Raw genomic sequence first — 24,434 nt, 5'->3', positions numbered from 1 at the left:
CCCGACTTGACGATCACCACCTCCATAGGAGGTGGTTTTGGGGTGACAATAAAAAAGGCGCCTTGCGGCGCCTTTTTTGAGCTTAACGACTGTGCTTACCAGCCGGTCTTCTCACGCAGCGCGCTGCCGATTTCGGCCAGCGAGCGTACGGTAGTCACGCCCGCGGCTTCCAGAGCAGCGAACTTGTCGGCGGCTGTCCCCTTACCGCCGGCAATGATGGCGCCGGCATGGCCCATACGCTTACCTGCTGGTGCAGTCACACCGGCAATGTAAGAGACCACAGGCTTGGTGACGTTGGCCTTGATGTAAGCCGCCGCTTCTTCTTCGGCGGTACCGCCGATTTCACCTATCATCACTATGGCCTCGGTCTGAGGATCGTTCTGGAACATTTCCAGTACGTCGATGAAGTTGGTACCAGGGATTGGGTCACCACCAATGCCCACACAGGTAGACTGGCCGAAACCTTCGTCAGTAGTCTGCTTAACGGCTTCGTAAGTCAGAGTGCCGCTGCGGGAAACGATACCCACTTTACCTGGCTTGTGGATGTGACCTGGCATGATGCCTATTTTACATTCGCCGGGGGTGATAACACCCGGGCAGTTAGGGCCAATCATGCGCACGCCGGTTTCTTCCAGCTTCACTTTTACCTGCAGCATATCCAGAGTTGGGATACCTTCGGTGATACAAACGATCAGCTCGATACCGCCATCGATGGCTTCCAGGATAGCGTCTTTACAGAAAGGCGCAGGTACATAGATAACAGATGCAGTGGCGCCGGTGGCGGCAACAGCGTCTTTCACAGTGTTGAATACTGGCAAGCCCAAGTGAGTGGTGCCGCCTTTACCTGGAGACACACCGCCGACCATCTGAGTACCATAGGCAATCGCCTGCTCAGAATGGAAAGTACCCTGACCGCCGGTGAAACCCTGGCAGATAACCTTGGTATCTTTGTTGATTAAAACAGACATTATTTGCCCTCCGCAGCTTTAACTACTTGCTGAGCAGCGTCGGTCAGACTTGTCGCAGCAATGATATCCAAACCTGATTCGGCCAGAACTTTAGAGCCCAGCTCGGCGTTGGTACCTTCCAGACGCACAACCACAGGCACTTTCACACCGACTTCTTTCACTGCACCGATAATACCTTCGGCGATCATGTCACAACGCACGATACCACCGAAGATATTCACCAGAACGGCCTTCACATTGCTGTCAGACAGAATGATCTTGAAGGCTTCGGCAACACGTTCTTTGGTCGCGCCACCACCTACGTCGAGGAAGTTGGCTGGCTTGCCACCGTGCAGGTTAACGATATCCATGGTACCCATGGCCAGACCGGCACCGTTTACCATGCAACCTACGTTACCGTCCAGAGCCACATAGTTCAGTTCGAACTTGGCAGCGTGGGCTTCACGTGGGTCATCCTGTGAAGGATCGTGCATGTCTTTGATCTTTGGCTGACGGAACAGAGCGTTACCATCTACGCCAATCTTGCCGTCCAGACAGTGCAGGTTGCCTTCGGTGGTGATCACCAGAGGGTTGATCTCCAGCAGGGCAAAGTCATGCTCCAGGAACATGGTCGCCAGACCCATAAAGATCTTGGTGAACTGCTTGATTTGAGTTGGGTTCAGACCCAGCTTGAAGCCAAGGTCGCGCGCCTGGTAAGGCTGAGGACCTGTGATAGGGTCGATAATGGCTTTGTGGATCAGCTCAGGGGTCTCTTCGGCCACCTTTTCAATTTCCACACCACCTTCGGTAGAAGCCATAAACACGACGCGGCGAGTGCCACGGTCGACAACGGCACCCAGATAGAGTTCGTTGGCGATATCAGTGCAGCTTTCAACCAGGATCTTGGCAACCGGCTGACCTTTTTCATCAGTCTGATAAGTTACCAGATTCTTGCCCAGCCAATGTTCGGCAAAGGCTCTGATCTCTTCTTTGTCGCCAGTAACTTTAACGCCACCTGCCTTACCGCGGCCGCCAGCGTGCACCTGGCACTTGACTACCCACATGTTTCCGCCAATGCGACCGGCTGCTTCAACAGCTTCCTGAGCTGTGTCACAAGCATAGCCTTCTGACACTGGTAAACCATATTCGGCAAATAGGGCTTTTGCCTGATACTCATGCAAATTCATGATGATCTATCCGTATACTACGTTTTAAATCCAACCGGCCCCGAGGGGCCAGTCACGAGGTTATTGTCTGGCGGCGCTTACAAGTCCAGCAGCAGACGAGTTGGGTCTTCCAGCAGATCCTTAATGGTTACCAGGAAGCCAACTGACTCACGACCATCAATGATGCGATGGTCATATGAGAGAGCAAGGTACATCATGGGCAGGATTTCCACCTGACCATTGACTGCCATTGGGCGGTCCTTGATGGCATGCATGCCAAGGATTGCACTTTGTGGCAGGTTAAGAATAGGCGTCGACATCAAGGAGCCAAACACTCCGCCGTTGGTCACAGTGAAGTTACCACCTGTCATATCTTCCACTGTCAGCTTGCCGTCACGGCCCTTGATAGCCAGTTCGCGAACCGCTTTTTCAATATCGGCCAGGCTCATGGTATCTGTGTCGCGCAGCACAGGCGTTACCAGGCCGCGAGGCGTGGAAACGGCGATGCTGACATCAAAGTAGTTGTGGTACAGGATGTCGCTGCCATCGATAGAAGCGTTGACTTCTGGATAACGCTTCAGCGCTTCGGTTACGGCTTTCACATAGAAAGACATAAAGCCAAGACGGATGCCGTGTTTCTTCTCAAAGACTTCTTGATACTTCTTACGGATGTCCATGATAGGCTTCATGTTGACCTCGTTGAAGGTGGTCAACATGGCGGTGGAGTTCTTGGCTTCCAGCAGACGAGTGGCGATAGTCTTGCGAAGACGCGTCATAGGTACGCGCTTCTCGCTGCGATCGCCCGCCAGGGTCACAGGTGCTGTGGCAGCAGCTGCAGCTGGCTTGGCAGAGCTGGACTTAACGAAGGCTTCCACATCTTCTTTGGTGATACGGCCACCCACACCTGTGCCCTTGATTTTAGCGGCATCCAGATTGTGTTCGGCTATCAGGCGGCGTACTGATGGGCTCAGGGCATCGTTGCCTTCTGCCGCGGCTTCTTCAGCCTTTGGCGCAGCGGCTTCAGCCTGCTCTTTGCTCACTTCCTGGCCGGCAACCGCGCCGGCGACGAAGTTGGCGATAACCTGCTCTGCCAGGACGGTATCCCCTTCCTGGAACAGCAGTTCGCTGATCTGGCCATCTTCGGGTGCTACAACTTCCAACACCACTTTATCTGTTTCAATATCAACCAGGTTCTGATCACGGGAAACCGGCTCACCAGGCTTAACGTGCCAAGTGGCGATAGTCGCGTCGGCAACAGATTCGGGCAGTACAGGTACCTTGATTTCGATACTCATGGAAAGCTTTCCTTTTTGTATAAATTTCTATTACTTCAGTTTTAATGCGCTAGTGATCAGTGATTCCTGCTGATGCGTATGCAACTCAGGGTAGCCACAGGCCGGCGCTGCAGAGGCGTCACGGCCAGCGTAGCTGAGCTGGGCACCTTTGGGAATGGCTGCCCAGAAGTGATGCTGGCTGCAATACCAGGCACCTTGGTTCTGAGGCTCTTCCTGACACCAAACAAAGTCGGTCACATGCTGATAGTCTTTCAGTGCTGTTGCCATCTCTTCGTGTGGGAAGGGATACAACTGCTCGACCCGCACCAAAGCGACGTTATCGATATTCTCTTTACGGCGACGTTCCAGCAGCTCGTAGTAAACCTTACCGCTACAGAACACCACGCGATCGACCTTGGCGGCATCCAATGTATCGATTTCACCGATAACGTTCTGGAATTGACCATTGGCCAGCTCATCCATGGAAGACACTGCCAGCGGGTGACGCAGCAGTGACTTGGGAGACATTACCACCAGCGGACGACGCATTGGACGCACCACCTGACGACGCAGCATGTGGTAGACCTGAGCCGGAGTCGAAGGCACACACACCTGCATATTGTGGTTGGCACACAGCTGCAGGAAGCGCTCCAGACGAGCACTGGAGTGCTCCGGACCCTGACCTTCATAGCCGTGAGGCAGTAACATGGTCAAACCGCACAGACGGCCCCACTTCTGCTCACCGGATGACAGGAACTGGTCAATAACCACCTGGGCACAGTTGGCAAAGTCACCGAACTGGGCTTCCCAGATAGTCAGGCCGCCTGGCTCAGCAGTGGCATAACCGTACTCGAACGCCAGCACTGAGGCTTCAGACAACACTGAGTCAGTGATGTCGATAGGGCCCTGCTCTTCGGCCACATGGCGCAGCGGCAGGTAAGTAGTGGCATCGTTCTGGTTGTGCAGCACGGCGTGGCGATGGAAGAAGGTACCACGACCCGAGTCCTGACCGGTGATCCTGACTCTTTGCTTGTCTTCGAGGATGCTGGCATAGGCCAGAGTCTCGGCAAAGCCCCAGTCCATCAGCTTCTCGCCTTTGGCCATAGCGACGCGGTCGTTATATATCTTGGCCACGCGGGAGTGCAGCTTGTGGCTCTCCGGCACATAACTTATCTTGTCGGCCAGATTCTGCAGACGTTCGCGGGTCATACCGGATTCAAAAGACTCATCCCACTCGCGGTTGAGATAAGGAGTCCAGTCCACAGTGTGCAGCGTCATTGGACGCCACTCTTTGACCACACAATCCCCTTGATCCAGCGCGTCACGATAGCTGTTGATCATGGCGGTGACATCGTCGGCCGCAATGCTGTTTTCGGCAATCAACTTGTCGGCGTAGATCTTACGTGGCGTTGGGTGCTTCTTGATCTTGGCGTACATCAGTGGCTGAGTCGCGCTTGGCTCATCGGCCTCGTTGTGACCATGGCGGCGGTAGCACACCAGGTCGATAACGACATCACGCTTAAAGGTGTTGCGATAATCCACCGCCAGCTGAGATACGAAAGCCACAGCTTCTGGATCGTCAGAGTTGACGTGGAAAATCGGCGCCTGCACCATCTTGGCGATATCGGTACAGTATTCGGTTGAGCGCACATCCTGGTGGTTGGAGGTGGTAAAGCCCACCTGGTTGTTCACCACGATGCGGATAGAGCCGCCGACTTTAAAGCCACGGGTCTGAGACATATTGAATGTCTCCTGCACTATGCCCTGTCCGGCAATGGCCGAGTCACCATGGATGGTGATAGGCATTACCTGCAGGCCATCTTCGCTGCCGCGACGATCCAGTCTGGCGCGTACCGAACCCATCACTACCGGGTTAACGATTTCCAGGTGTGAAGGGTTAAACGCCAAAGCCAGGTGAACATTGCCACCGGGCGTTTCAAAATCGGAAGAGAAGCCCTGATGGTACTTAACGTCCCCTGAACCCAGCGTCTCATGATGCTTGCCGGCAAACTCGTCAAAGAGTTCGGCAGGACGCTTGCCCAGAATGTTAACCAGAACGTTAAGACGGCCACGGTGAGCCATACCCACGACTATCTCTTTGGTACCCGCTTCACCGGCGCGATAGATAATTTCGCGCATCATAGGCACCAGCGAGTCGCCCCCTTCGAGGGAGAAGCGCTTGGCACCGGGGAACTTGGCACCCAAATATTTTTCCATGCCTTCGGCGGCATTCAATCCTTCAAGGATCCGGGTCTTGACGGCCTTATCATAGCTGCCCTTACCCAGTGAAGGTTCGAGACGTTGCTGGATCCAACGTTTCTCCTCGGTGTCGGTGATATGCATATATTCGGCGCCGATAGAGCCGCAGTAAGTCGCCTTGAGCGCCTTCACCAGCTCACCCAGTTTCAGGGTATCACCGCCATAAGCAAAAGAACCTGTGTTGAACTCCCGCTCCATATCCTCGCCGCTCAGGCCGTGGAAAGCCGGATCCAATTCAGCAACTGTGTCGCGCTTCCACAGCTCCAGTGGGTCCAGATTGGCATTCTGGTGGCCACGGAAACGGTAGGCGTTGATCAATTGCAGAACTTTTACCTGCTTGGCGTCCACATCAGGATCGGACACACGGCTGGTACCTTTGCTGCGGCCTTCCTGTGCAAGAGAACGAAAATAGTCACGGATCTTGGAGTGAGAAGCTTCGGGTACATCAGCAGAGGCACCGTTCACGGGAGGGAGTTGCTCAAACACCGCACGCCAGTCATCAGATACCGAGGTGGGGTCTTCTTGGTAGGCTTCATACATCTCTTCAACGTAGGTCGAGTTCGCCCCACTCAAGTGAGATGATTCGAGCCAGGCTTTCATGCTGCCTTGGTGCATTTCTTATCCTTTCAAACTTGATACACGTGCTTAGCCATATTTTCCCTGCCTTGGCAGGGTCTCAGCCGCCCCTGGGACATCCGGATGTTACGGCCTTTTGTAGTCCTTTACACACAAAAGAGCCACTTCCTGCCCAGAGAAAGTGACTCCCTACGAGCCTATGTAGTTATTGGATTAAGCTCGTCGTCTTGCATTTATACAGCCCGCTTCAGCAACATGGACTTGATGTGTCCGATGGCCTTGGTTGGGTTCAAGCCTTTCGGACAAACATCCACGCAGTTCATGATGCCGTGGCAACGGAAGACGCTGTATGCATCATCCAGCTCGCTCAGACGCTCTTCGGTCGCAGTATCACGGCTGTCTATCAGGAAGCGATAGGCATGCAGCAGACCACTGGGGCCAACAAATTTGTCCGGGTTCCACCAGAATGATGGGCAAGCCGTAGAACAACAGGCACACATGATACATTCATACAGGCCATCCAGGTGAGCACGCTCCTCCGGTGATTGCAGATGTTCACGGGCCGGCTTCTTCTCATCATTGATGAGGTACGGCTTGATCTTCTCGTATTGCTTGTAAAACTGACTCAGGTCAACCACCAGGTCACGCACCACAGGCATACCGGGCAGAGGACGGATTTCAATCTTCTTGCCTTTGAAGGTAGACACAGGCGTGATACAGGCCAGACCGTTTTTGCCATTCATGTTCATGCCGTCGGAGCCACAAACCCCTTCACGACAAGAGCGGCGGAAAGATAGGCTTGGGTCCTGCTCTTTAAGCTTGAGCAAGGCATCCAGCACCATCATATCTGAACCTTCAGCCACTTCCAGGCTGTAATCCTGCATGTAGGGCTTGGTATCTACATCAGGATTGTAGCGATAAACTGCAATATCCAATTTCATCTTCGCAACTCCTTAGTAGGTACGCTTCTTAGGCGGGAAGGCTTCACGTGTCTTGGGCGCCATGTTCACTTCACGGGTGGACATGGTTTCGTTGACAGGGTCAAACAGGCTGTGGCACAGCCAGTTGGCGTCATCACGCTCAGGGAAGTCTTCACGGCTGTGAGCACCACGGCTCTCGGTACGGAAGTTGGCTGCGTAAGCAGAAGCGATTGCTGTCGCCATCAGGTTATCCAGTTCCAGACACTCGATACGCTGAGTGTTGAACTCTCTGGAATTGTCAGACAGCTTGGCATTGGCCAGACGCTCACGAATTTTCTGCAATTCTTTCAGGCCTTCGGCCATGGCATCACCGCTACGGAATACCGAGAAGTTCAGCTGCATGCACATCTGCAGATCTTTACGGATAACCGCTGGATCTTCACCGTCTTTATTGCTTTCCCAACGATTCAGGCGCTCAAGAGACTTCTGTATGTCGGCTTCAGTCGCAGCCTTGGGATCTGCCGTTTCATCCAGCGCTTTACCCAGATGCTGACCGGCCGCACGACCGAATACCACCAAGTCGAGCAGTGAGTTACCACCCAGACGGTTGGCACCGTGAACCGATACGCAGGCGATTTCGCCCACGGCGAACAGGCCCGTGATATCTTCTTCAGTACCATCGGCGTTCTTGTGGATCACCTGACCGGATACCTTGGTTGGCAGACCACCCATCATATAGTGACAGGTTGGGATAACCGGAATTGGGCCATCGGCGGGATCTATGTGAGCAAAGGTACGGGACAGTTCGCATACGCCAGGCAGACGCGCTTCCAGGGTTTCTTTGCCCAGATGGTCCAGTTTCAGCTTCAGGTGTGGACCCATAGGACCTTCACAACCGCGGCCTTCACGAATTTCTGTCATCATGGAGCGGGCAACCACGTCGCGGGATGCCAGGTCTTTGGCGTTGGGCGCATAGCGCTCCATGAAGCGTTCGCCGTCCTTATTGAGCAGATAACCGCCCTCACCACGACAACCTTCAGTCACCAGAACACCTGCACCGGCAATCCCGGTTGGGTGGAACTGCCACATTTCCATGTCCTGCAGCTGAACCCCGGCACGGGCAGCCATACCAACGCCATCACCTGTGTTGATGTGAGCATTTGTGGTAGAGGCAAAGATACGACCGGCACCGCCGGTAGCCAATACCGTGGCCTTGGCTTTGAAGTAAACGATTTCACCGGTTTCAATTTCGATTGCAGTACAACCTACGATGGCACCGTCTTCGTTTTTAACCAGGTCCAGGGCATACCACTCGGAAAATACCTGAGTCTTGTTCTTGACGTTCTGCTGGTACAGGCAGTGCAACAGAGCGTGGCCGGTACGGTCAGCTGCAGCCGCGGTACGGGCCGCCTGCTCACCACCGAAATTCTTGGATTGACCGCCGAAAGGACGCTGATAAATAGTGCCGTTTTCAAAGCGTGAGAATGGTAGACCCATCTGCTCCAGCTCGATAACCGCTTCGGGGCCGGTCTGACACATGTACTCGATGGCATCCTGGTCGCCGATGAAGTCGGACCCTTTTACCGTGTCGTACATATGGTGTTCCCAGTTGTCCTCGTGGGCATTACCCAGAGCAACAGTGATCCCGCCCTGAGCCGAAACCGTGTGAGAACGTGTAGGAAAAACCTTGGACAGGAGCGCACAGCTCTTGCCTTCTTGGGAAATCTGCAGTGCTGCGCGCATGCCGGCACCACCGGCACCAATCACGACAGCGTCAAACTCGCGTACTGGAATAGCCACTTAAACACCCCACACTATTACTATGCCTGACGCCAGATAAGCAAAGGCGGTCACGACAAAGACAAACTGTAAAACCCCACGCAGTGCTACGTTTTTGACGTAGTCTGTCAGTACCTGCCAGATACCGATCCAGGCGTGGATCAGCAGCGCAATCAGCGCCAACAGAGTAAAGACCTTCATCGGCAGTGAAGCAAACAGCCCATGCCAGACGTCGTAGGTGAGAGGTGAACTGCAAGCTGCGAATCCGACCAGGAATATAGTGTAAACGGCCAGAATGACGGCGCTTGCGCGTAATAGGATGAAGTCATGAACACCACTGCGTCCAAAACTCGCTGCATTGGTTACCATACCCAGATCCCCGCTAATACAGAAAACACTGCGGTCAGGACAAATACTGCCTTGGCCGATGCTTTACCCGAAGGTAACTCTTCCCAACGACCGGTATCCATTACCAGGTGACGCAAGCCGCCCAGCAAGTGGTAAGCCAGTGCGGTCAGAATGCCCCACAGGATAAACTTCACCACGAAGTTGTCTAACAGAGATTGTACGCCTTGGAAACTCTCGGCCGATGCCAGCGAGGCATTCAGCAACCACAGGAGTATACCAACAGCGAACAGCATGATGACACCGGAAACCCGGTGCAGAATGGACACAATTGCAGTCGCCGGGAAGCGAATGGTCTGCAGATCTAAATGGACAGGTCTTTGCTTTTTCACGTTCTGCTCACTCAGCTCCATTGAGCATTTTTTTTGTTATGTGAACCGATTTTGCTCTTACACAGTTCCGTGACTGAAGTCACAGAGAAGGGTTTCACAAAAGAAAGTTGAAACAAAAAGCTAACTTGTTGACAACACACAAAATTAGTTAATTAGTGATATGCTAACCAAGCCCGCCGTTTGCAGCTCTTGCGAGCCGGAGCAAGTATACTCGCCGTAAATGTCAAATACAAACATCACATTATCCAAATTTTGTTTTTTTGAGCTTTTTTCAGGATAAGTGCTGGTGTTATCAGGGAAATTGGTCTTACCTATACCATGGTCTAACGAATTTAAACGCTTATTTAAATTGAAATGTGATCTAGATTGGCTGTAAAGTAATGGCCGTTTGACATGCCGCACTCACATAAGAATGAAGTAAGGAGAACGGGGTATGGCTGATTTAAAAGCCAAATTGGAATTACCAGGGAACGACTCGATTGAACTGCCAGTGAAACAAGGAACTGCTGGTTTCGACGTAATCGACATCAGTAAACTCGGCAGTAAAGGCTACTTTACCTTTGATCCAGGATTTCTCGCGACGGCCTCCTGTGAATCTGCAATTACCTATATCGATGGCGCACAGGGCGTATTGCTGCACCGTGGCTATCCGATAGATCAACTGGCGACAGAATCCGACTATCTGGATCTCTGTTACCTGCTGTTGTACGGCGAGCTGCCAACCAAGGCAGAATATGAGAAGTTTGCCTACACAGTTAAAACTCACACTATGGTGCATGAGCAGTTGGCCTTCTTCTTCAGAGGCTTCCGTCGTGACGCTCACCCAATGGCCATGCTTTGTGGCGTAACAGGCGCCCTGTCTTCTTTCTATCAGGACTCTCTGGATGTCAACGATGCCCGTCATCGTGAAATTGCAGCCTTCCGCCTGGTTTCCAAGATGCCGACCATTGCCGCCATGTGCTACAAGTACTCCATAGGTCAGCCGTTCGTGTACCCACGCAACGATCTGAGCTATGCCGGTAACTTCCTGTCGATGATGTTCGCGGTACCTTGTGAAGAGTACAAGGTGAACCCGATTGTTGAACGTGCCATGGATCGCATCTTTATCCTGCACGCCGACCATGAACAGAACGCTTCAACCTCTACAGTGCGTCTGGCGGGCTCTTCGGGTGCCAACCCATTTGCCTGTATCGCTGCCGGTATCGCTTCGCTGTGGGGACCTGCCCATGGTGGTGCCAACGAAGCTTGTCTGCGTATGCTGGAAGAAATCGGCACTGTGGATCGCATCCCTGAGTTTATCGAACGTGCCAAGGACAAGGATGATCCTTTCCGTCTGATGGGCTTCGGTCACAGGGTTTACAAGAACTTTGACCCACGCGCCAAAGTGATGCGTGAAACCTGTCACGAAGTGCTGGCTGAACTCAAGGTTAACGACCCTCTGCTGGATGTCGCCATGGAACTTGAGCGTATCGCGCTGGAAGATGAATACTTCATCTCCAAGAAGCTCTATCCAAACGTCGACTTCTACTCAGGTATCATCATGAAGGCGATTGGTATTCCAACCTCCATGTTTACCGTTATCTTTGCCCTGGCCCGCACCGTTGGCTGGATTGCTCACTGGAAAGAGATGCTGGATCAGCCTGGTCACAAGATCAGCCGTCCACGTCAGCTCTACACAGGTGCCACATCCCGCGACTTCGTGGAACTGGACAAACGCTGAGCCTGACAACGCTAAGTCTAACTCATTGAAAAAGGCGCCTTGGGCGCCTTTTTTGTGTTCAAGCATGTCGCGTGATCAAGGGGAAACCAGCCAGGCTTCACTTTCGATAACCGGCTGCTAACTTTGTTCTGCAAATTGGCCCTCGCCTAACCCACTATCTCTTAAGCTCACTTGCTGTTGTCTCACCTCTCAAAAGCCGGTTCACCCGCTAAAGCCGCATCCTGCACAACTCTTCATGTCACTAACTCCTACCGCCACTAACTCTTAATGCCGCCAACCCTAATGTCACCAACCCTTAGTGCCCACTTCATGTTATCAAGCCTCAATAGCGCCGCCTTTAGCGAATGAGTGAGCCCCTCGCTTGCCGTGAACTGTATTACACCATCAGCTCAGCGCAGTGCGGTCACTTCCCTGGTCTCAGCTCAGCCGCTTGCGCAGACGCTATACTGAGCAGCATTGGTAAAAATCATCACAAAATAAACTTTTTTGCTACATCGGCATCAAACACCTCAATAAGGTAGACACTAAAATATCATTAACCTTTGTTTTAAAAAGAAATTTAAAATTGGCATTGGTTTTGCTTTATCGCAACAAAGATCAAGATAAGGACTTTCACATGAAGCGTAACCTCACCTACACCCTGAGCACTGTTTTGCTGCTTGGGTCTTTGGCCAGCGGCTGCAGCGAACAGCAGCAGGAAGAAGAACAACAAGCCTTTGCCATTCCGGTCGAGACCAGCATAGTCACTCAAGGCCAGGTTTCCTCCTTCTACGCCACCACAGCCACACTGGAAGCGCCACAAGAAGCCCATGTGGTCAGCCGTATTGCCGGGCTGATAGAAACTCTGCAAGTCGAGGAAGGTGACAGAGTCAACAAGGGGCAGTTGCTGGCGGTGATAGACTCCCGTCGCCAACGTTATGAACTGGATAAGGCCGAAGCCGAGGTGCAAATCATCGAGCAGGAGCTCAACCGGCTGAAGAAAATGAATAACCGTGAGTTTGTCAGTGCCGATGCCATGGCCAAACTGGAATTCAACCTGCAAGCCGCCAAGGCGCGTCGGGACTTGGCCAAACTTCAGGTGGAAGAAAGCCAAATCCGCTCTCCCATAGATGGCGTCGTCGCCAAACGTTTTGTCAAACAGGGCAATATGGCCAAGGAGTTTGAAGAGCTGTTCTACCTGGTCAATCAGGATGAGCTCTACGGCATAGTCAATCTGCCGGAGCAGCAACTGAGCAGTTTGCGCATAGGTCAGGAAGCCGAAGTCATCAGTTCCCGCCAGCAGCAAGTGGCGGCCAAGGTACTCAGAATAAGCCCTGTGGTGGAAGCCACCAGCGGTACTTTCAAGGTAACTCTTTCGATCCCCAATCAGAATGCCAGTCTCAAGGCCGGGATGTTTACCCGGGTCGAACTCAGATACGACACCCACGACAATGTGATAGTGGTGCCCTATAACGCCGTCATCAATCAGGATGATCGCAAGGCGCTCTATGTTATCGAAGAGGGTAAGGCGCAGCGCCGCGAGGTCAAACTGGGTTACCGCCAGGACGATAAAGTGGAAATCATTGAGGGCATAAGTCCGGGTGAACAGGTGGTGGTTCGCGGTCAACACAATCTCAAGGATCAATCATTGGTGGAAGTGATAGCTCCGCTGGATCTGGCCAAGGCCAACTAACTGTCACAAGGACCACCTCTTATGTCTATTATTACCACTTCGGTCAAGCGTCCGGTGACCGTCTGGATGTTTATGCTGGCCGTTATCCTGTTCGGCATGGTGGGTTTCTCCCGTCTGGCGGTAAAGCTGTTGCCCGACTTGAGCTACCCCACACTCACCATACGCACCCTCTACGAGGGCGCGGCACCCGTGGAGGTAGAGCAGCTTATCTCCAAACCTATCGAGGAAGCGGTCGGTATTGTTAAAGGGCTGAGGCTGATAAGTTCGATTTCCCGTTCCGGTATGTCCGATGTGGTGCTCGAATTTGAATGGGGCACAGAGATGGATATGGCCAGTCTCGATGTGCGGGAAAAACTCGACACCATAGAACTGCCGCTGGATGTGAAAAAGCCTTTGTTGCTGCGCTTTAATCCCAATCTCGATCCCATCATGCGCCTGGCACTGCCGGCCCCCAAGGCCACAGAAGCCGAGCTCAAGCGGCTGCGGACTTATGCCGAAGAGGAGCTGAAGCGGGATCTCGAGTCGCTTTCCGGAGTCGCTGCCGTGCGCCTTTCCGGCGGGCTGGAGCAGGAAGTGCATATTCTGCTCAATCAAGAGAAACTGGCGCAGCTGGATCTCAGCAGCGAAGCCATTCGCAACCGTATCAGTGAAGAAAACGTCAACCTTTCTGCCGGTAAGGTGATCCAGGGCGACCGCGAATATCTGGTGCGCACCGTTAACCAGTTCCACTCCCTCGATGAGCTGGCCAATGTGATTGTCTATCAAAAGGGCAATACCCTGGTACGTCTTGGCGAGATAGCCGAGGTCACGGATGCCTTTAAAGAGCGCAGCGATATTACTCGCATCGGCGGCAAGGAGTCCATTGAGCTCGCCATCTATAAGGAGGGCGATGCCAATACGGTAGCCGTAGCCAATAAGCTTAAGAGCCAGTTGCAACAGATGCGCTCCGAGGCCAAAGACAGCGCCACGCCAGTGCCTGAGATAATTTACGATCAGTCGGAGTTTATCGAAAGCGCCGTCAGTGAAGTGACTTCATCAGCCCTTATCGGCAGTCTGCTCGCGATGCTGGTGATCTACCTGTTCCTTCGAGACATCATCCCTACCCTGATCATCTCCATCTCTATCCCCTTCTCTGTGATAGCCACCTTTAACATGATGTATTTTGCCGATATCAGTCTTAACATCATGTCGCTCGGTGGTATCGCGCTGGCGGTGGGGTTGTTGGTGGATAACGCCATCGTGGTGCTGGAAAACATCGACAGGTGCAAGGCCCAGGGGATGGATCGCCGTCAGGCCGCCATCACAGGAACCAAAGAGGTGGCCGGGGCGATTTTTGCCTCTACTCTGACCACGCTGGCGGTATTTGTGCCCTTGGTATTTGTCGATGGCATTGCCGGAGCCCTGTTTGCCGATCAGGCCCTGACCGTTACTTTCGCCCTGCTGGCCTCTTTGCTGGTTGCCCTCACCTCGATTCCTATGTTGGCTTCCCGCGAAGGCTTCACAATGTTGCCGGAACTGGTCAAGCGTGACAAACCACAGCCTCCGGCGAGTAAGCTTGGCAAGCTCAAGCATTACAGCGCCACTGTGTTTACCTTCCCTTTCCTGTTGCTGCTCAGCTATCTGCCAAGATTGCTGCTGACGCTGGTGTTAATCCTCACCCGGCTGCTGGTGTGGCTGGTATCCCTGGTGATGAAGCCGCTGTCCAGACTGTTTAACCTTTGCTACGGCTGGCTGGCCGATGGCTATCGGCCGCTGCTGAACCTGGCGCTCAAGTTCCGTGGCATCACTCTGGCGCTGGCCATTGCGGTCACCGCCATCTCTGGCGTCTTGATGAGCCGCCTGGGAATGGAGCTGATCCCACCGATGAATCAAGGCGAATTCTATGTGGAAATCCTGCTGCCTCCCGGCAGTGAGGTGAGCCAAACCGATGCCGTATTGCAGCGTCTGGCGCTGGCTATCAAAGACAGGGAGGACGTAAAACACGCATACAGCCAGGCCGGCAGCGGTGGTCTTATGACCTCGGATACCCGGCGTGGCGGCGAGAACTGGGGGCGTCTGCAGGTGGTGCTGGCCGATCACCGCGCGTTTGACCAAGTTGCCGCCAAGCTGCGCAGCACTTTGCGCACTATTCCCGAGCTGGAAGCGCAGATCCAATATCCCGAGCTGTTCAGCTTCAAGACTCCGCTGGAGATAGAGTTGTCCGGCTATGAACTGGAACAGTTGAAAACCTCGGCCGCTTCACTGGTTAAGGCGCTGGAGGGCGATCCCCGCTTTGTCGATGTCAGCAGCAGCTTGCGTGACGGTCAGCCGGAGCTGAGTATCCGTTTTGATCACGCCAGAATGGCCGCCCTTGGCCTGGATGCACCAACCGTGGCTACCAGCATAGCCCAGCGGGTTGGCGGTACCGTAGCCAGCAAATACACCCTGAGAGAACGCAAGATAGATATTCTGGTGCGTAGCGAGTTGGATGAACGCAATCAGATAAGCGATATCGATGCCATGCTGATCAACCCATCCAGCCCGCAGCCCATCCCCTTGAGCGCCGTGGCCGATGTCTCGTTGACTCTGGGACCTTCGGCAATCAATCGCATCAGCCAGCAGCGGGTAGCCATAGTGTCGGCCAATCTGGCCTATGGCGATCTTAATCAGGCGGTGGCCAGTGCCAAACGCATTCTCAGCCAACTGACACTACCCGCCTCAGTGCAAAGCCGATTCGGCGGTCAGAATGAAGAGATGGAGCATTCGTTCCAATCGCTGAAGATAGCGCTGATCTTGGCGGTATTCCTGGTTTATCTGGTGATGGCCAGTCAGTTTGAGTCATTGCTGCACCCCTTGCTTATCCTGATGGCTGTACCCATGGCACTGAGCGGCAGTATCTACGGCCTGGCGATAACAGGCACCCAGTTGTCTGTCATCGTCTTTATCGGCCTTATCATGCTCGCCGGGATAGTGGTCAATAACGCCATAGTATTGGTAGACAGGATCAATCAGCTCAGGCAAAGCGGCAAACAACGTCTCGACGCCATCAAGCAAGCGGCAGCATCGCGTTTAAGACCCATACTGATGACCACACTGACCACTAATCTGGGGCTGCTGCCCATGGCAATAGGCTTAGGGGACGGCAGTGAAGTGCGTGCCCCCATGGCGATCACTGTCATTTTCGGCCTCAGCCTGTCGACTCTGCTGACTCTGGTGGTTATTCCTGTGCTCTATGCCCTGTTCGACCGCAAACAGTACGCCGAGCCGGCCACCATGGGAGAAGGCGCATGAACCTGACCAAACTGGCGCTTAAGCGCCCGGTGACCACCAGCATGTTCTTTGTGGCCATTTTGCTCTTTGGTCTGGCCGCCAGCCGCTTGCTGCCGTTGGAGATGTTCCCCGGGATAGAGATACCGCGGATCTTCATCCAGGTGCCTTACAAAGGCTCCTCTCCGGCGGAAGTGGAACGCGACATCACCAATGTCCTGGAAGAGTCACTCGCCACCATGGGTGGACTCGATGAGCTGCGCTCACGTTCCAGCCAGGATGGCAGCGAGATAGAAGTGAGAATGAAGTGGGGTGAAAACGTCGCCGCCCGCAGCCTGGAAGCGCGGGAAAAGGTGGATGCGGTGCGCCATCTGCTGCCAACCGATGTGGAGCGGGTGTTTATCATGCAGTTCTCCACTGCCGACATGCCTATGCTGAATATCAGGATCTCCAGTGAGCGGGAACTCTCCGGCGCCTTCGATCTGCTGGAAAAACAGCTCAAACGGCCACTGGAGCGGGTGGAAGGCGTCTCCAAGGTCACCCTCTATGGTGTGGAGCAAAAACAGATAGAGATACGTCTCGATGCCCAGCGCCTGGCCGCCAGTGGCATGAGTGTTCCCGCCATTCACAAGCGTCTGGCGGCAGAAAACTTTGTGATAAGCGGCGGCAACCTGAGGGACAACGGCCGGGTCTATCAGGTGTCTCCCAAGGGCGAGTTCCGTAATCTCGAAGAGATCAAGGCGCTGGTATTGCTGCCGGGTTTGACCCTGGGCGATATCAGCGAAGTCAATTTCGCCCTGCCTGAAGCCACCGAGGGCCGCCATCTTGATAAGAAATATGCCGTCGGCCTGGATGTGTTCAAGGAATCCGGCGCCAATCTGGTGGAGGTTTCGACCAGGGTGCTTAAAGTGATTGAGGCCGCCAGAGAGGATAAGCAATTTCAGGGGATCAAGCTGTTTATCATGGAAGATCAGGCCCATGGAGTGAAATCGTCACTCAAGGACTTGTTGATGTCCGGCCTGCTGGGCGCCCTGCTCTCCTTTGCCGTGCTGTACCTGTTCCTGCGTAACCTGCGCATGACCCTGGTGGTGGTTTCCTCCGTGCCCATCTCCATCTGTATGACATTGGCCGGCATGTACTTTCTCGGCTACAGCCTCAATATCCTCTCTATGATGGGGCTGCTGCTGGCGATAGGTATGCTGATTGATAATGCCGTGGTGGTCACAGAGAGTGTGTTGCAGGAGCAGCAACATGGCGCTGTCGGTCACAATACAGATGACAGCCCCAACAACGCTGGCGATCGGGCAATCCTCAACGGGGTCGACAAGGTGGCGCTGGCGGTGCTGGCCGGCACCCTGACCACGGCGATAGTGTTCCTGCCGAATATTTTCGGGGTTAAAGTGGAGCTGACTATCTTCCTCGAACATGTTGCCATCGCCATCTGCATTTCGCTGGCGGCCTCGCTGTTGGTGGCCAAGACGCTGATCCCCTTGATGCTGTCAAAACTGCAACTCAGGTTTGAGCGGGTCGAGAAAGAATCGCGGCTGCAGAAGTCTTACCACACCAGTCTCAACTGGATACTGCAGCACCCGAAAACCGCTACTTGCCTGGCACTGCTGATGTTACTGTCAACCGCCCTGCCGCTGTCGTTGGTGAAACAGGACAGTCAGGACAGCCAAAGCAAGGAGCGCTTCTACATTAACTACCAGTTGGAAGGACGTCACAGCCTGGCGGTCACCGAGGCCATGGTCAGCCAGATGGAGGACTACCTCTATGCCCATAAGGATGAGTTCCACATAGATGCCGTCTACAGTTATTACTCTCCCGAGGATGCCTCTTCCACCATACTGCTGAAGCCGGATCTGGAGGAAGATGTCGCCGAGCTGAAAAAGCGGATCCGCGAAGGATTTCCCAAGTTCTCCATTGCCAAGCCTCAGTTTGGCTGGGGCAGCGATGAGTCCGGCGTCAGAGTCACACTGACCGGGCGCTCCACCTCAGAGCTGATTCGCCTCAGTGAACAGGTGATCCCTTTGCTCTCCAACATAGAGGGCCTGCATGATGTGCGCTCTGAGCTCAACGGTGCCCAGCAGGAGGTGATAGTACAGATAGACAGAGAGCTGGCCGCCCGCCTGGGGCTGAGCATCAAGGATATTGCCGGCAGTATCTCCCTGGCACTGCGGGGCGCGGCACTGCGTTCATTTCGCCACGATCCCAGTGGTGAGCTCAGAATCGAACTGGCCTTTGAACGCGACTGGCGTCAGTCGCTGGAGCGGCTAAAACAATTGCCCATAGTGCGGCAGGACAACAAGGTCTATTCGCTGGAGAGTCTGGCCAAGGTGGAAATTGTCCCCAGATTCGATGTCATTCGTCACTATGATCGCCAGACGGCACTATCCATAGGCGCTAACCTTGAAGATCTCAGTATGGAAGAGGCGCAGAAACAGATCATGGCGGCGCTCAAGCATGTCAACTTCCCCCATGGTTATGACTACTCACTCAGAGGCGGCTTTCAACGTCAGGACGAGGAAGAGTCAGTCATGCTGATCAACATGGTGTTGGCGATTGCCATGATCTATATAGTGATGGCGGCTTTGTTTGAGTCGCTGCTGCTGCCGAGCGCCATCATTACCAGCATACTCTTCTCCATCACAGGGGTATTCTGGGCCCTGTGGCTGAGTGGCACGCCTATGTCCGTGATGGCCATGATAGGCATACTGATCCTGATGGGGATAGTGGTCAACAACGGCATAGTGCTGGTGGATCAAATCAATCAGATGACGCCACCGCTGGAGCAGTTGTCTGAGGTCATAGCCTCTGTCTGTGTCACCCGCTTGCGGCCGGTATTGATGACGGTTGGGACCACAGTTCTGGGCCTGCTTCCTCTGGCGCTGGGAGACACTCAGATAGGCGGCGGTGGCCCGCCATACTCACCTATGGCGATTGCCATCATAGGCGGCTTGAGTTTCTCCACCCTGACCAGTCTCTATTTGGTGCCCCTGTGTTACCAGGCCTTCTTCCGCCTGCGTCATAATGCGGCCATCAGGCTCGGGCAATCGCTCAAACTCAGTCAGCGCCTGCTGCCCTGGACCTGAGCCCAAAACACCGCAGAACAGATAAAAAAGCTGCCATGGCAGCTTTTTTATTGCCCGGACATCAATAGCGAACTAGCTTTATCCCAGCACTCAACTATTTGGAGTTCCCATGCCAGGTTTGCTTAAACGCTTTACATCACTCGTGCTGTTTACACTTGTCAGCTTGGCTGCCGCGGCGGAAAACAATTCCTATGCCAAGAATCCCTATGCCGAGGTCAAGATAACCACTCATGAACTGCTGCCAGGTCGCTATATGTTGACCGGCGCCGGCGGCAACATAGGTGTCAGTGCCGGGGAGGATGGACTGCTCATCATAGACGACCAGTTTGCGCCGCTGGCAGAGAAGATTTCTGCGGCACTACAAGGTCTCAAGCCGGGCCATCCGGCTTTTGTCATCAATACCCATTTTCACGGCGATCATACCGGGGGCAATCTGTACTTTGGCCAAAACGCCAACATTATTGCCCACGAGAATGTGCTCAAGCGGTTGAATGAGAAAGCAACCCAAAAGAAGGCGCTACCTGTTATCACTTATGACAAGGGACTGAAAATTCACTTCAACAACCAGGTGTTGGAACTTATTCATCTGGGCCCAGGGCATACGGATGGTGACACCCTGGTGCTGTGGCAGGATCGCAAACTGGTGCATATGGGCGATCTCTTCTTTAAAGACAGGTTTCCTTTTATCGATCTCGACCACGGCGGCTCAGTCATCGGCTACAGAGACAATGTCGCGGCCGTGCTTGAACTCATAGATCAGGATACCTTGGTTATCCCAGGTCATGGTGAACTGGCCAATAAGGCCGATCTCCTGAGGTTCAAACATATGCTGGATGACTGCATCAATTGGATGAAAGAGGGCAAGCAGCGCGGCATGACTCTCGAACAGATGCAGGCCACAGAACTGCCCCAAGCATGGCGGGAATGGGGCTGGCAGTTCATCCCCAAGGAGCGCTGGGTCAAGACCCTGTATCAGGGATTAACCGAGGAATGACTGCCCTCTCAGTTGTAGGCGTTTATTGACTCGGCAAGGCTCAGGCAGGAATATTGCGAAAATGCCACAACACCCAATAGATGGGCTTGAGATCACGGCCGCCTATATCGCGAAACGGCCTCAGCAACAGATAGAGCCACTGCCAACTGACCAGGAAACTTCTGGTCTCATGCCAGATAGCTTCACCACCGGCTTGGCGATAACTGGCTATCGCTTGGGCAATCGCTTCGTTGGCCGGCCCCATGTAGCGGTATAAGCTGTGAATGTACACCAGCAGATCCCTTATCTGCTGCATCAGCATGTCTTTACCCTTTTGATTGGCTTCAAAGTCGATAAAGGTTACCTGTCCCTGTTGCCAACTGATATCCCTTAGTGCCGGACGGCCGTGGGCCAAGCCCATACTGTGCAAACCCGCCAAAGCAGCGGCGCTGTCATTGAGGATCTGCTGCATGCCTTGCTGATCCTGCGATTTGAGTGCCAACCAGTCTTTGACTGTCACACCGGCATCTTCCACGACAAAGTAGCCCTTATCGGACTGAACAATGCGCGGCACAGGAGCTGAGCGGCTGGCCAGATGTTCCAGAGTCTGTTTCTCTTTTTCCAGCGCCAGTTGAGGATTGGGTTTCAACACCCGCATGGCCCCCTGAAGAGTCTCTGCCTGTTTGAGCCAGTATTTTTTACCCTCATATTCAAACGAGCAAATACGCTCCCCGGGATGAGCTTCCAGCACCCGCAGAACATATTGATTGAATTTAGGTTGCTCCATGGACAGGACTCCCTTCCAAGAATTGGTGGTGGTTCACAGAAAATTCTTATTAGTATCTTAGGGAATGGCGATTAAAGCAAATTCACTTAGGCTAAAACCCTGCTATTTAACGCATTTTCAGAGACTAATACCACAGAGGCTTAATGATAAAAACAATTGATGAATGAAATTAACAATTTCCAAACACAACAACTAATACAAAAGAGGGAGACGATGCCAGGGAGGGAAGTAGAAATGTAGACCCCAATCCGCTGTTGCGGATTGGGGGGATCGGACAGGGGCTGTTATTGCTTTTCCTGCCAAGGCTCGGCCTTGTCAGCCAGCAGCACAGGGATCCCATCATTGATAGGATAAGCCAGCCTATCTGCCTTACAGATAAGTTGCTGTGCCTGCTTGTCATACTCCAGTCTGCCTTTACATATGGGGCAGGCTACGATTTCCAATAGTTTCTTATCAAACGCCATCAGACTGTCCTTTTTGGTTTGCCTTTTGTTTGCTTGCCATTGCCTCTCGCACCCGAGTCAGCAATTGGGCATCGAATTGGGGTGATAGCTTGGCATTGACGGCCAAATACCACCAGTGTTGTTTTGCAAATTCGCGACACTTGATCGCATCTTTTTCTGTCATCAGCAGCGGCAGTTCATCGCCAAGTGGCGCCAAGGCCTCCAGACTGTAGGCCTGATGATCGGCAAAGACCTCTTGAGCTTCGAGCTTGAACCCCATCTGAGAGAGAGTTTCAAAAAAACGTTCCGGATTACCGATACCAGCCATGGCTTTTACCGCCATAGGCGCTGTGGGGGCCTGAGTCTGGTTTTCCCCTGCGACACTCAGTACTGCACCGGGAATGAGCTGCATACCAAACTCTCTGACAGTATCGCTGGCTTCACCGTTGTGAATAACGAAATCGGCACTCTCCAAGCGCCATTCACCCTCTCTCAAGGGACCTGCAGGCAATAACATGCCATTACCCAAGCGGCGGCTGGCATCGAGCACCACCACTTCAATATCCCGCGCCAGTCGATAATGCTGCAAACCATCATCGCTGATAATAATATCCACATCAGCGGACGCCAGCAGCAACTCGGCGGTGGCTATACGATCCACTCCCACAGCCATAGGCACTTGAGTGCGGGCCACTATCATCGCCGGCTCATCACCAAAATCCGTTGGATTGGCGCCTTGGGGCACCAGTCTCGGCTCGGTTTGACCACTGCCATAACCACGGCTTATTACCCCTGGGTGGTAACCATAGTGCCTGAGCAACTCAATCAGATAGATAACGGTAGGCGTCTTGCCACTGCCGCCGACGGTAATGTTGCCGACAATGATCACGGGTACGGGCAAAGCTTGCGAGGCCTTGAGCCCAAGTTTAAACCCCAGGCGTCTCAGGCCACTGAGCAAGGCAAACAACCAGGAAAGCGGCCAAAGCAACCACCTTCCCCAATGCTTCTGATACCAGATACGGTTAAGCAGAGCTTCCACTTAACCTCCGAATTGCATCTGGTACAACTTGGCGTACGTCCCATCCTTTTCCAGCAGGCTCTGATGCGTGCCGCGCTCGAGGATCTTGCCCTGATCGACCACCAAAATCTGATCGGCACTTTCAATGGTCGACAGTCTGTGGGCAATAACTATCGAGGTACGATTGCGGCGCAGGTTATCCAGCCCCTTTTGAATCGCCTTCTCTGATTCGGTATCCAGTGCCGAGGTCGCTTCATCGAGGATCAACACAGGGGCATCCCTGAGGATGGCTCTGGCAATGGCGATCCGCTGGCGTTGACCACCGGACAACATCACGCCGTTTTCACCTATCTCGGTATCCAGTCCTTGGGGCAAGGTTTCGATAAACTCCATCGCATAGGCCAATTTGGCGGCGTTTTCTATCTGTTCGCGGGTCGCCTCGCCTGGATAGGCATAGGCGATATTATTGGCTATGGTGTCGTTGAAAAGAGTGACCTGCTGCGACACCAACGCGACCTGGCTACGCAGACACTTGAGTGAATAGTCGTAAATACTGACATCGTCCAGGGTAATCTCCCCCTGTTTCAGTCCAGCGTAAAAACGGGTCACCAGACTGGCGATGGTCGACTTACCCGAGCCTGAGCGACCCACCAGCGCCAGAGTCTGCCCCTGACGCACTTCAAAGTTGATATTCTCAAGCGCCAGACGCTCCTGCCCCGGATAACCAAAGCTGACGTTATCGAAACGCAGATTACCCTCAACCCGCTCGACTGTGTGAGTGCCGCTATCGGACTCCCCCGGAGTATCCAGCAACTCAAACACTGTGGTACAGGCAGCAATACCGCGTTGAAACTCGGCGTTAACCCGGGTGAGGTTCTTGATGGGCTGCAGCATGGCGAGCATGGCACCGAGGATAGTGGCAAAGGTACCCGCGGTCAGTTCATCCTTCAGGCTGTCAAAGCTCGCAGCATAGAGTACAAAGGCCAATGCAAAGGAACCTATGATCATAATAAGCGGTTGGCTGATGGCCTGGGCCGCTGCCAACTTCATGTTCTGATAGCGGTTTTGATCGTTAACTTTGGCAAAACGCTCGGCCTCAGTCTTCTGACCGCCGAAAGACAATACGTTCTTGTGGCCCTTGATCATCTGCTCGGTCACTGCAGTCACTGACCCCATGGCGCCCTGGATCTGCCGCGATACCTTACGGAAGCGGCGACTGACAACGGCAATCACCACCCCGATGAAAGGACCAATGATCAGAATGCAAAGCGACAGCTTCCAGGAGTAATAGAACATCAACCCCAGCATGCCTATGACAGTGACACTGTCTCTCACCAAAGTGATCAGCGCGCTGCCGGAGGCTCTGGCAATTTGCTCTGTGTCGAAGGTTACTTTGGAGATCAAGGAACCCGTGTTTTCCTTGTCCATATAGCTGACAGGCAGCGACAGTATGTGTTCAAACACCTGCTGACGCATATCCTGAATAAGCTTGGCACTGATATAAGAGATGCCATAGGTAGAGACAAAGTTGGCCAATCCCCTAAGACTGAACAGCCCCACTACCACGAAGGGGGCCATGGTCAATACATCCGAGCTGGCATTAAACCCTTTGGAGGTGCCCAGCTCCACGCCGGCAACGACCGAATTATTGGCAAACCCTTCATCAATAAAAGGTTTCACAAAAGCGATAAAAGTAGCGTCCACCACCCCATAGGTGATCAACGCCAGAATCGAGATGATAAATACCCCTTTGAGAGGCTTGAGGTAGGACAGCAAACGTCTGAAAACCGTCCAGACTTCACGTTGTTGAGATGTGCTCATCAGC

General features: G+C 53.5%; 17 protein-coding genes. 5 read left to right on the top strand and 12 right to left on the bottom strand.

The annotated features are described in order from the left end of the window. Positions 1–95: 95 nt before the first annotated feature. From sucD to sdhC, 8 genes are all read right to left on the bottom strand, one after another. The gene (sucD, locus tag ON072_RS08720; protein WP_025011011.1) at positions 96–968 is read right to left on the bottom strand and encodes a succinate--CoA ligase subunit alpha; all 873 of its coding nucleotides are present in this window, start codon (positions 966–968) and stop codon (positions 96–98) included. Continuing rightward, positions 968–2,134: an ADP-forming succinate--CoA ligase subunit beta gene (sucC, locus tag ON072_RS08715; protein ID WP_025888715.1), complete on the bottom strand. Its 1,167-nt coding sequence runs from the start codon at positions 2,132–2,134 to the stop codon at positions 968–970. Before sucC ends, sucD begins: the two co-directional genes overlap by 1 nt. A 77-nt stretch (positions 2,135–2,211) precedes the next feature. After that, positions 2,212–3,408, bottom strand: a complete 1,197-nt coding sequence (gene odhB, locus ON072_RS08710; RefSeq protein ID WP_028780473.1) for a 2-oxoglutarate dehydrogenase complex dihydrolipoyllysine-residue succinyltransferase — start codon at positions 3,406–3,408, stop codon at positions 2,212–2,214. A gap of 30 nt (positions 3,409–3,438) precedes the next feature. Beyond that, a complete protein-coding gene (gene sucA / locus ON072_RS08705) occupies positions 3,439–6,261 on the bottom strand; it encodes a 2-oxoglutarate dehydrogenase E1 component (RefSeq protein ID WP_025011013.1) in 2,823 nt (940 codons plus the stop codon). Between the two features lie 194 nt (positions 6,262–6,455). Further along, positions 6,456–7,163, bottom strand: a complete 708-nt coding sequence (locus tag ON072_RS08700; RefSeq protein ID WP_025011014.1) for a succinate dehydrogenase iron-sulfur subunit — start codon at positions 7,161–7,163, stop codon at positions 6,456–6,458. A gap of 12 nt (positions 7,164–7,175) precedes the next feature. Beyond that, complete coding sequence (gene sdhA / locus ON072_RS08695; protein ID WP_044734768.1) at positions 7,176–8,942, bottom strand: succinate dehydrogenase flavoprotein subunit; 1,767 nt, start codon at positions 8,940–8,942, stop codon at positions 7,176–7,178. Then, positions 8,943–9,290, bottom strand: a complete 348-nt coding sequence (sdhD, locus tag ON072_RS08690) for a succinate dehydrogenase, hydrophobic membrane anchor protein (RefSeq protein WP_025011016.1) — start codon at positions 9,288–9,290, stop codon at positions 8,943–8,945. Further along, complete coding sequence (gene sdhC / locus ON072_RS08685; protein WP_025011017.1) at positions 9,284–9,679, bottom strand: succinate dehydrogenase cytochrome b556 subunit; 396 nt, start codon at positions 9,677–9,679, stop codon at positions 9,284–9,286. The genes sdhD and sdhC overlap by 7 nt, the downstream gene beginning before the upstream one ends. 412 nt (positions 9,680–10,091) lie before the next feature. On the opposite strand from sdhC, the gene ON072_RS08680 reads away from it, so the two are divergent. From ON072_RS08680 to ON072_RS08660, 5 genes are all read left to right on the top strand, one after another. Then, positions 10,092–11,378: a citrate synthase gene (locus tag ON072_RS08680; protein ID WP_025011018.1), complete on the top strand. Its 1,287-nt coding sequence runs from the start codon at positions 10,092–10,094 to the stop codon at positions 11,376–11,378. Between the two features lie 616 nt (positions 11,379–11,994). After that, entirely contained in the window at positions 11,995–13,050 is a 1,056-nt protein-coding gene (locus ON072_RS08675; protein ID WP_261753053.1) for an efflux RND transporter periplasmic adaptor subunit, read from the top strand. A gap of 21 nt (positions 13,051–13,071) precedes the next feature. Continuing rightward, a complete protein-coding gene (locus tag ON072_RS08670; protein WP_261753054.1) occupies positions 13,072–16,320 on the top strand; it encodes an efflux RND transporter permease subunit in 3,249 nt (1,082 codons plus the stop codon). Next, positions 16,317–19,388 (top strand): efflux RND transporter permease subunit, encoded by a 3,072-nt coding sequence (locus tag ON072_RS08665; RefSeq protein WP_208137218.1) that lies wholly within the window; start codon positions 16,317–16,319, stop codon positions 19,386–19,388. Before ON072_RS08670 ends, ON072_RS08665 begins: the two co-directional genes overlap by 4 nt. 109 nt (positions 19,389–19,497) lie before the next feature. Then, positions 19,498–20,382, top strand: coding sequence for an MBL fold metallo-hydrolase (locus tag ON072_RS08660; protein ID WP_045282659.1), 885 nt, complete (start codon positions 19,498–19,500; stop codon positions 20,380–20,382). A gap of 40 nt (positions 20,383–20,422) precedes the next feature. On the opposite strand, the gene ON072_RS08655 is transcribed toward ON072_RS08660, so the two are convergent. The 4 genes from ON072_RS08655 to msbA all read right to left on the bottom strand — a co-directional run bounded on the left by ON072_RS08655 (position 20,423) and on the right by msbA (position 24,430). Next, positions 20,423–21,148, bottom strand: coding sequence for a phosphotransferase (locus tag ON072_RS08655; RefSeq protein WP_028780479.1), 726 nt, complete (start codon positions 21,146–21,148; stop codon positions 20,423–20,425). Positions 21,149–21,432: 284 nt separating this feature from the next. Next, the gene (locus ON072_RS08650) at positions 21,433–21,612 is read right to left on the bottom strand and encodes a Trm112 family protein (RefSeq protein ID WP_025011023.1); all 180 of its coding nucleotides are present in this window, start codon (positions 21,610–21,612) and stop codon (positions 21,433–21,435) included. Then, complete coding sequence (lpxK, locus tag ON072_RS08645) at positions 21,602–22,630, bottom strand: tetraacyldisaccharide 4'-kinase (RefSeq protein WP_028780480.1); 1,029 nt, start codon at positions 22,628–22,630, stop codon at positions 21,602–21,604. Before lpxK ends, ON072_RS08650 begins: the two co-directional genes overlap by 11 nt. After that, positions 22,631–24,430, bottom strand: coding sequence for a lipid A export permease/ATP-binding protein MsbA (msbA, locus tag ON072_RS08640; RefSeq protein ID WP_109247388.1), 1,800 nt, complete (start codon positions 24,428–24,430; stop codon positions 22,631–22,633). Positions 24,431–24,434 lie beyond the last annotated feature (4 nt).

The sequence above is a fragment of the Shewanella sp. K8 genome (assembly GCF_028823715.1).
Classification (GTDB): Bacteria; Pseudomonadota; Gammaproteobacteria; order Enterobacterales; family Shewanellaceae; genus Shewanella; species Shewanella algae.
Note: the sequence above shows the minus strand (reverse complement) of the source record. Positions and strands in the feature narration are given on the sequence as shown.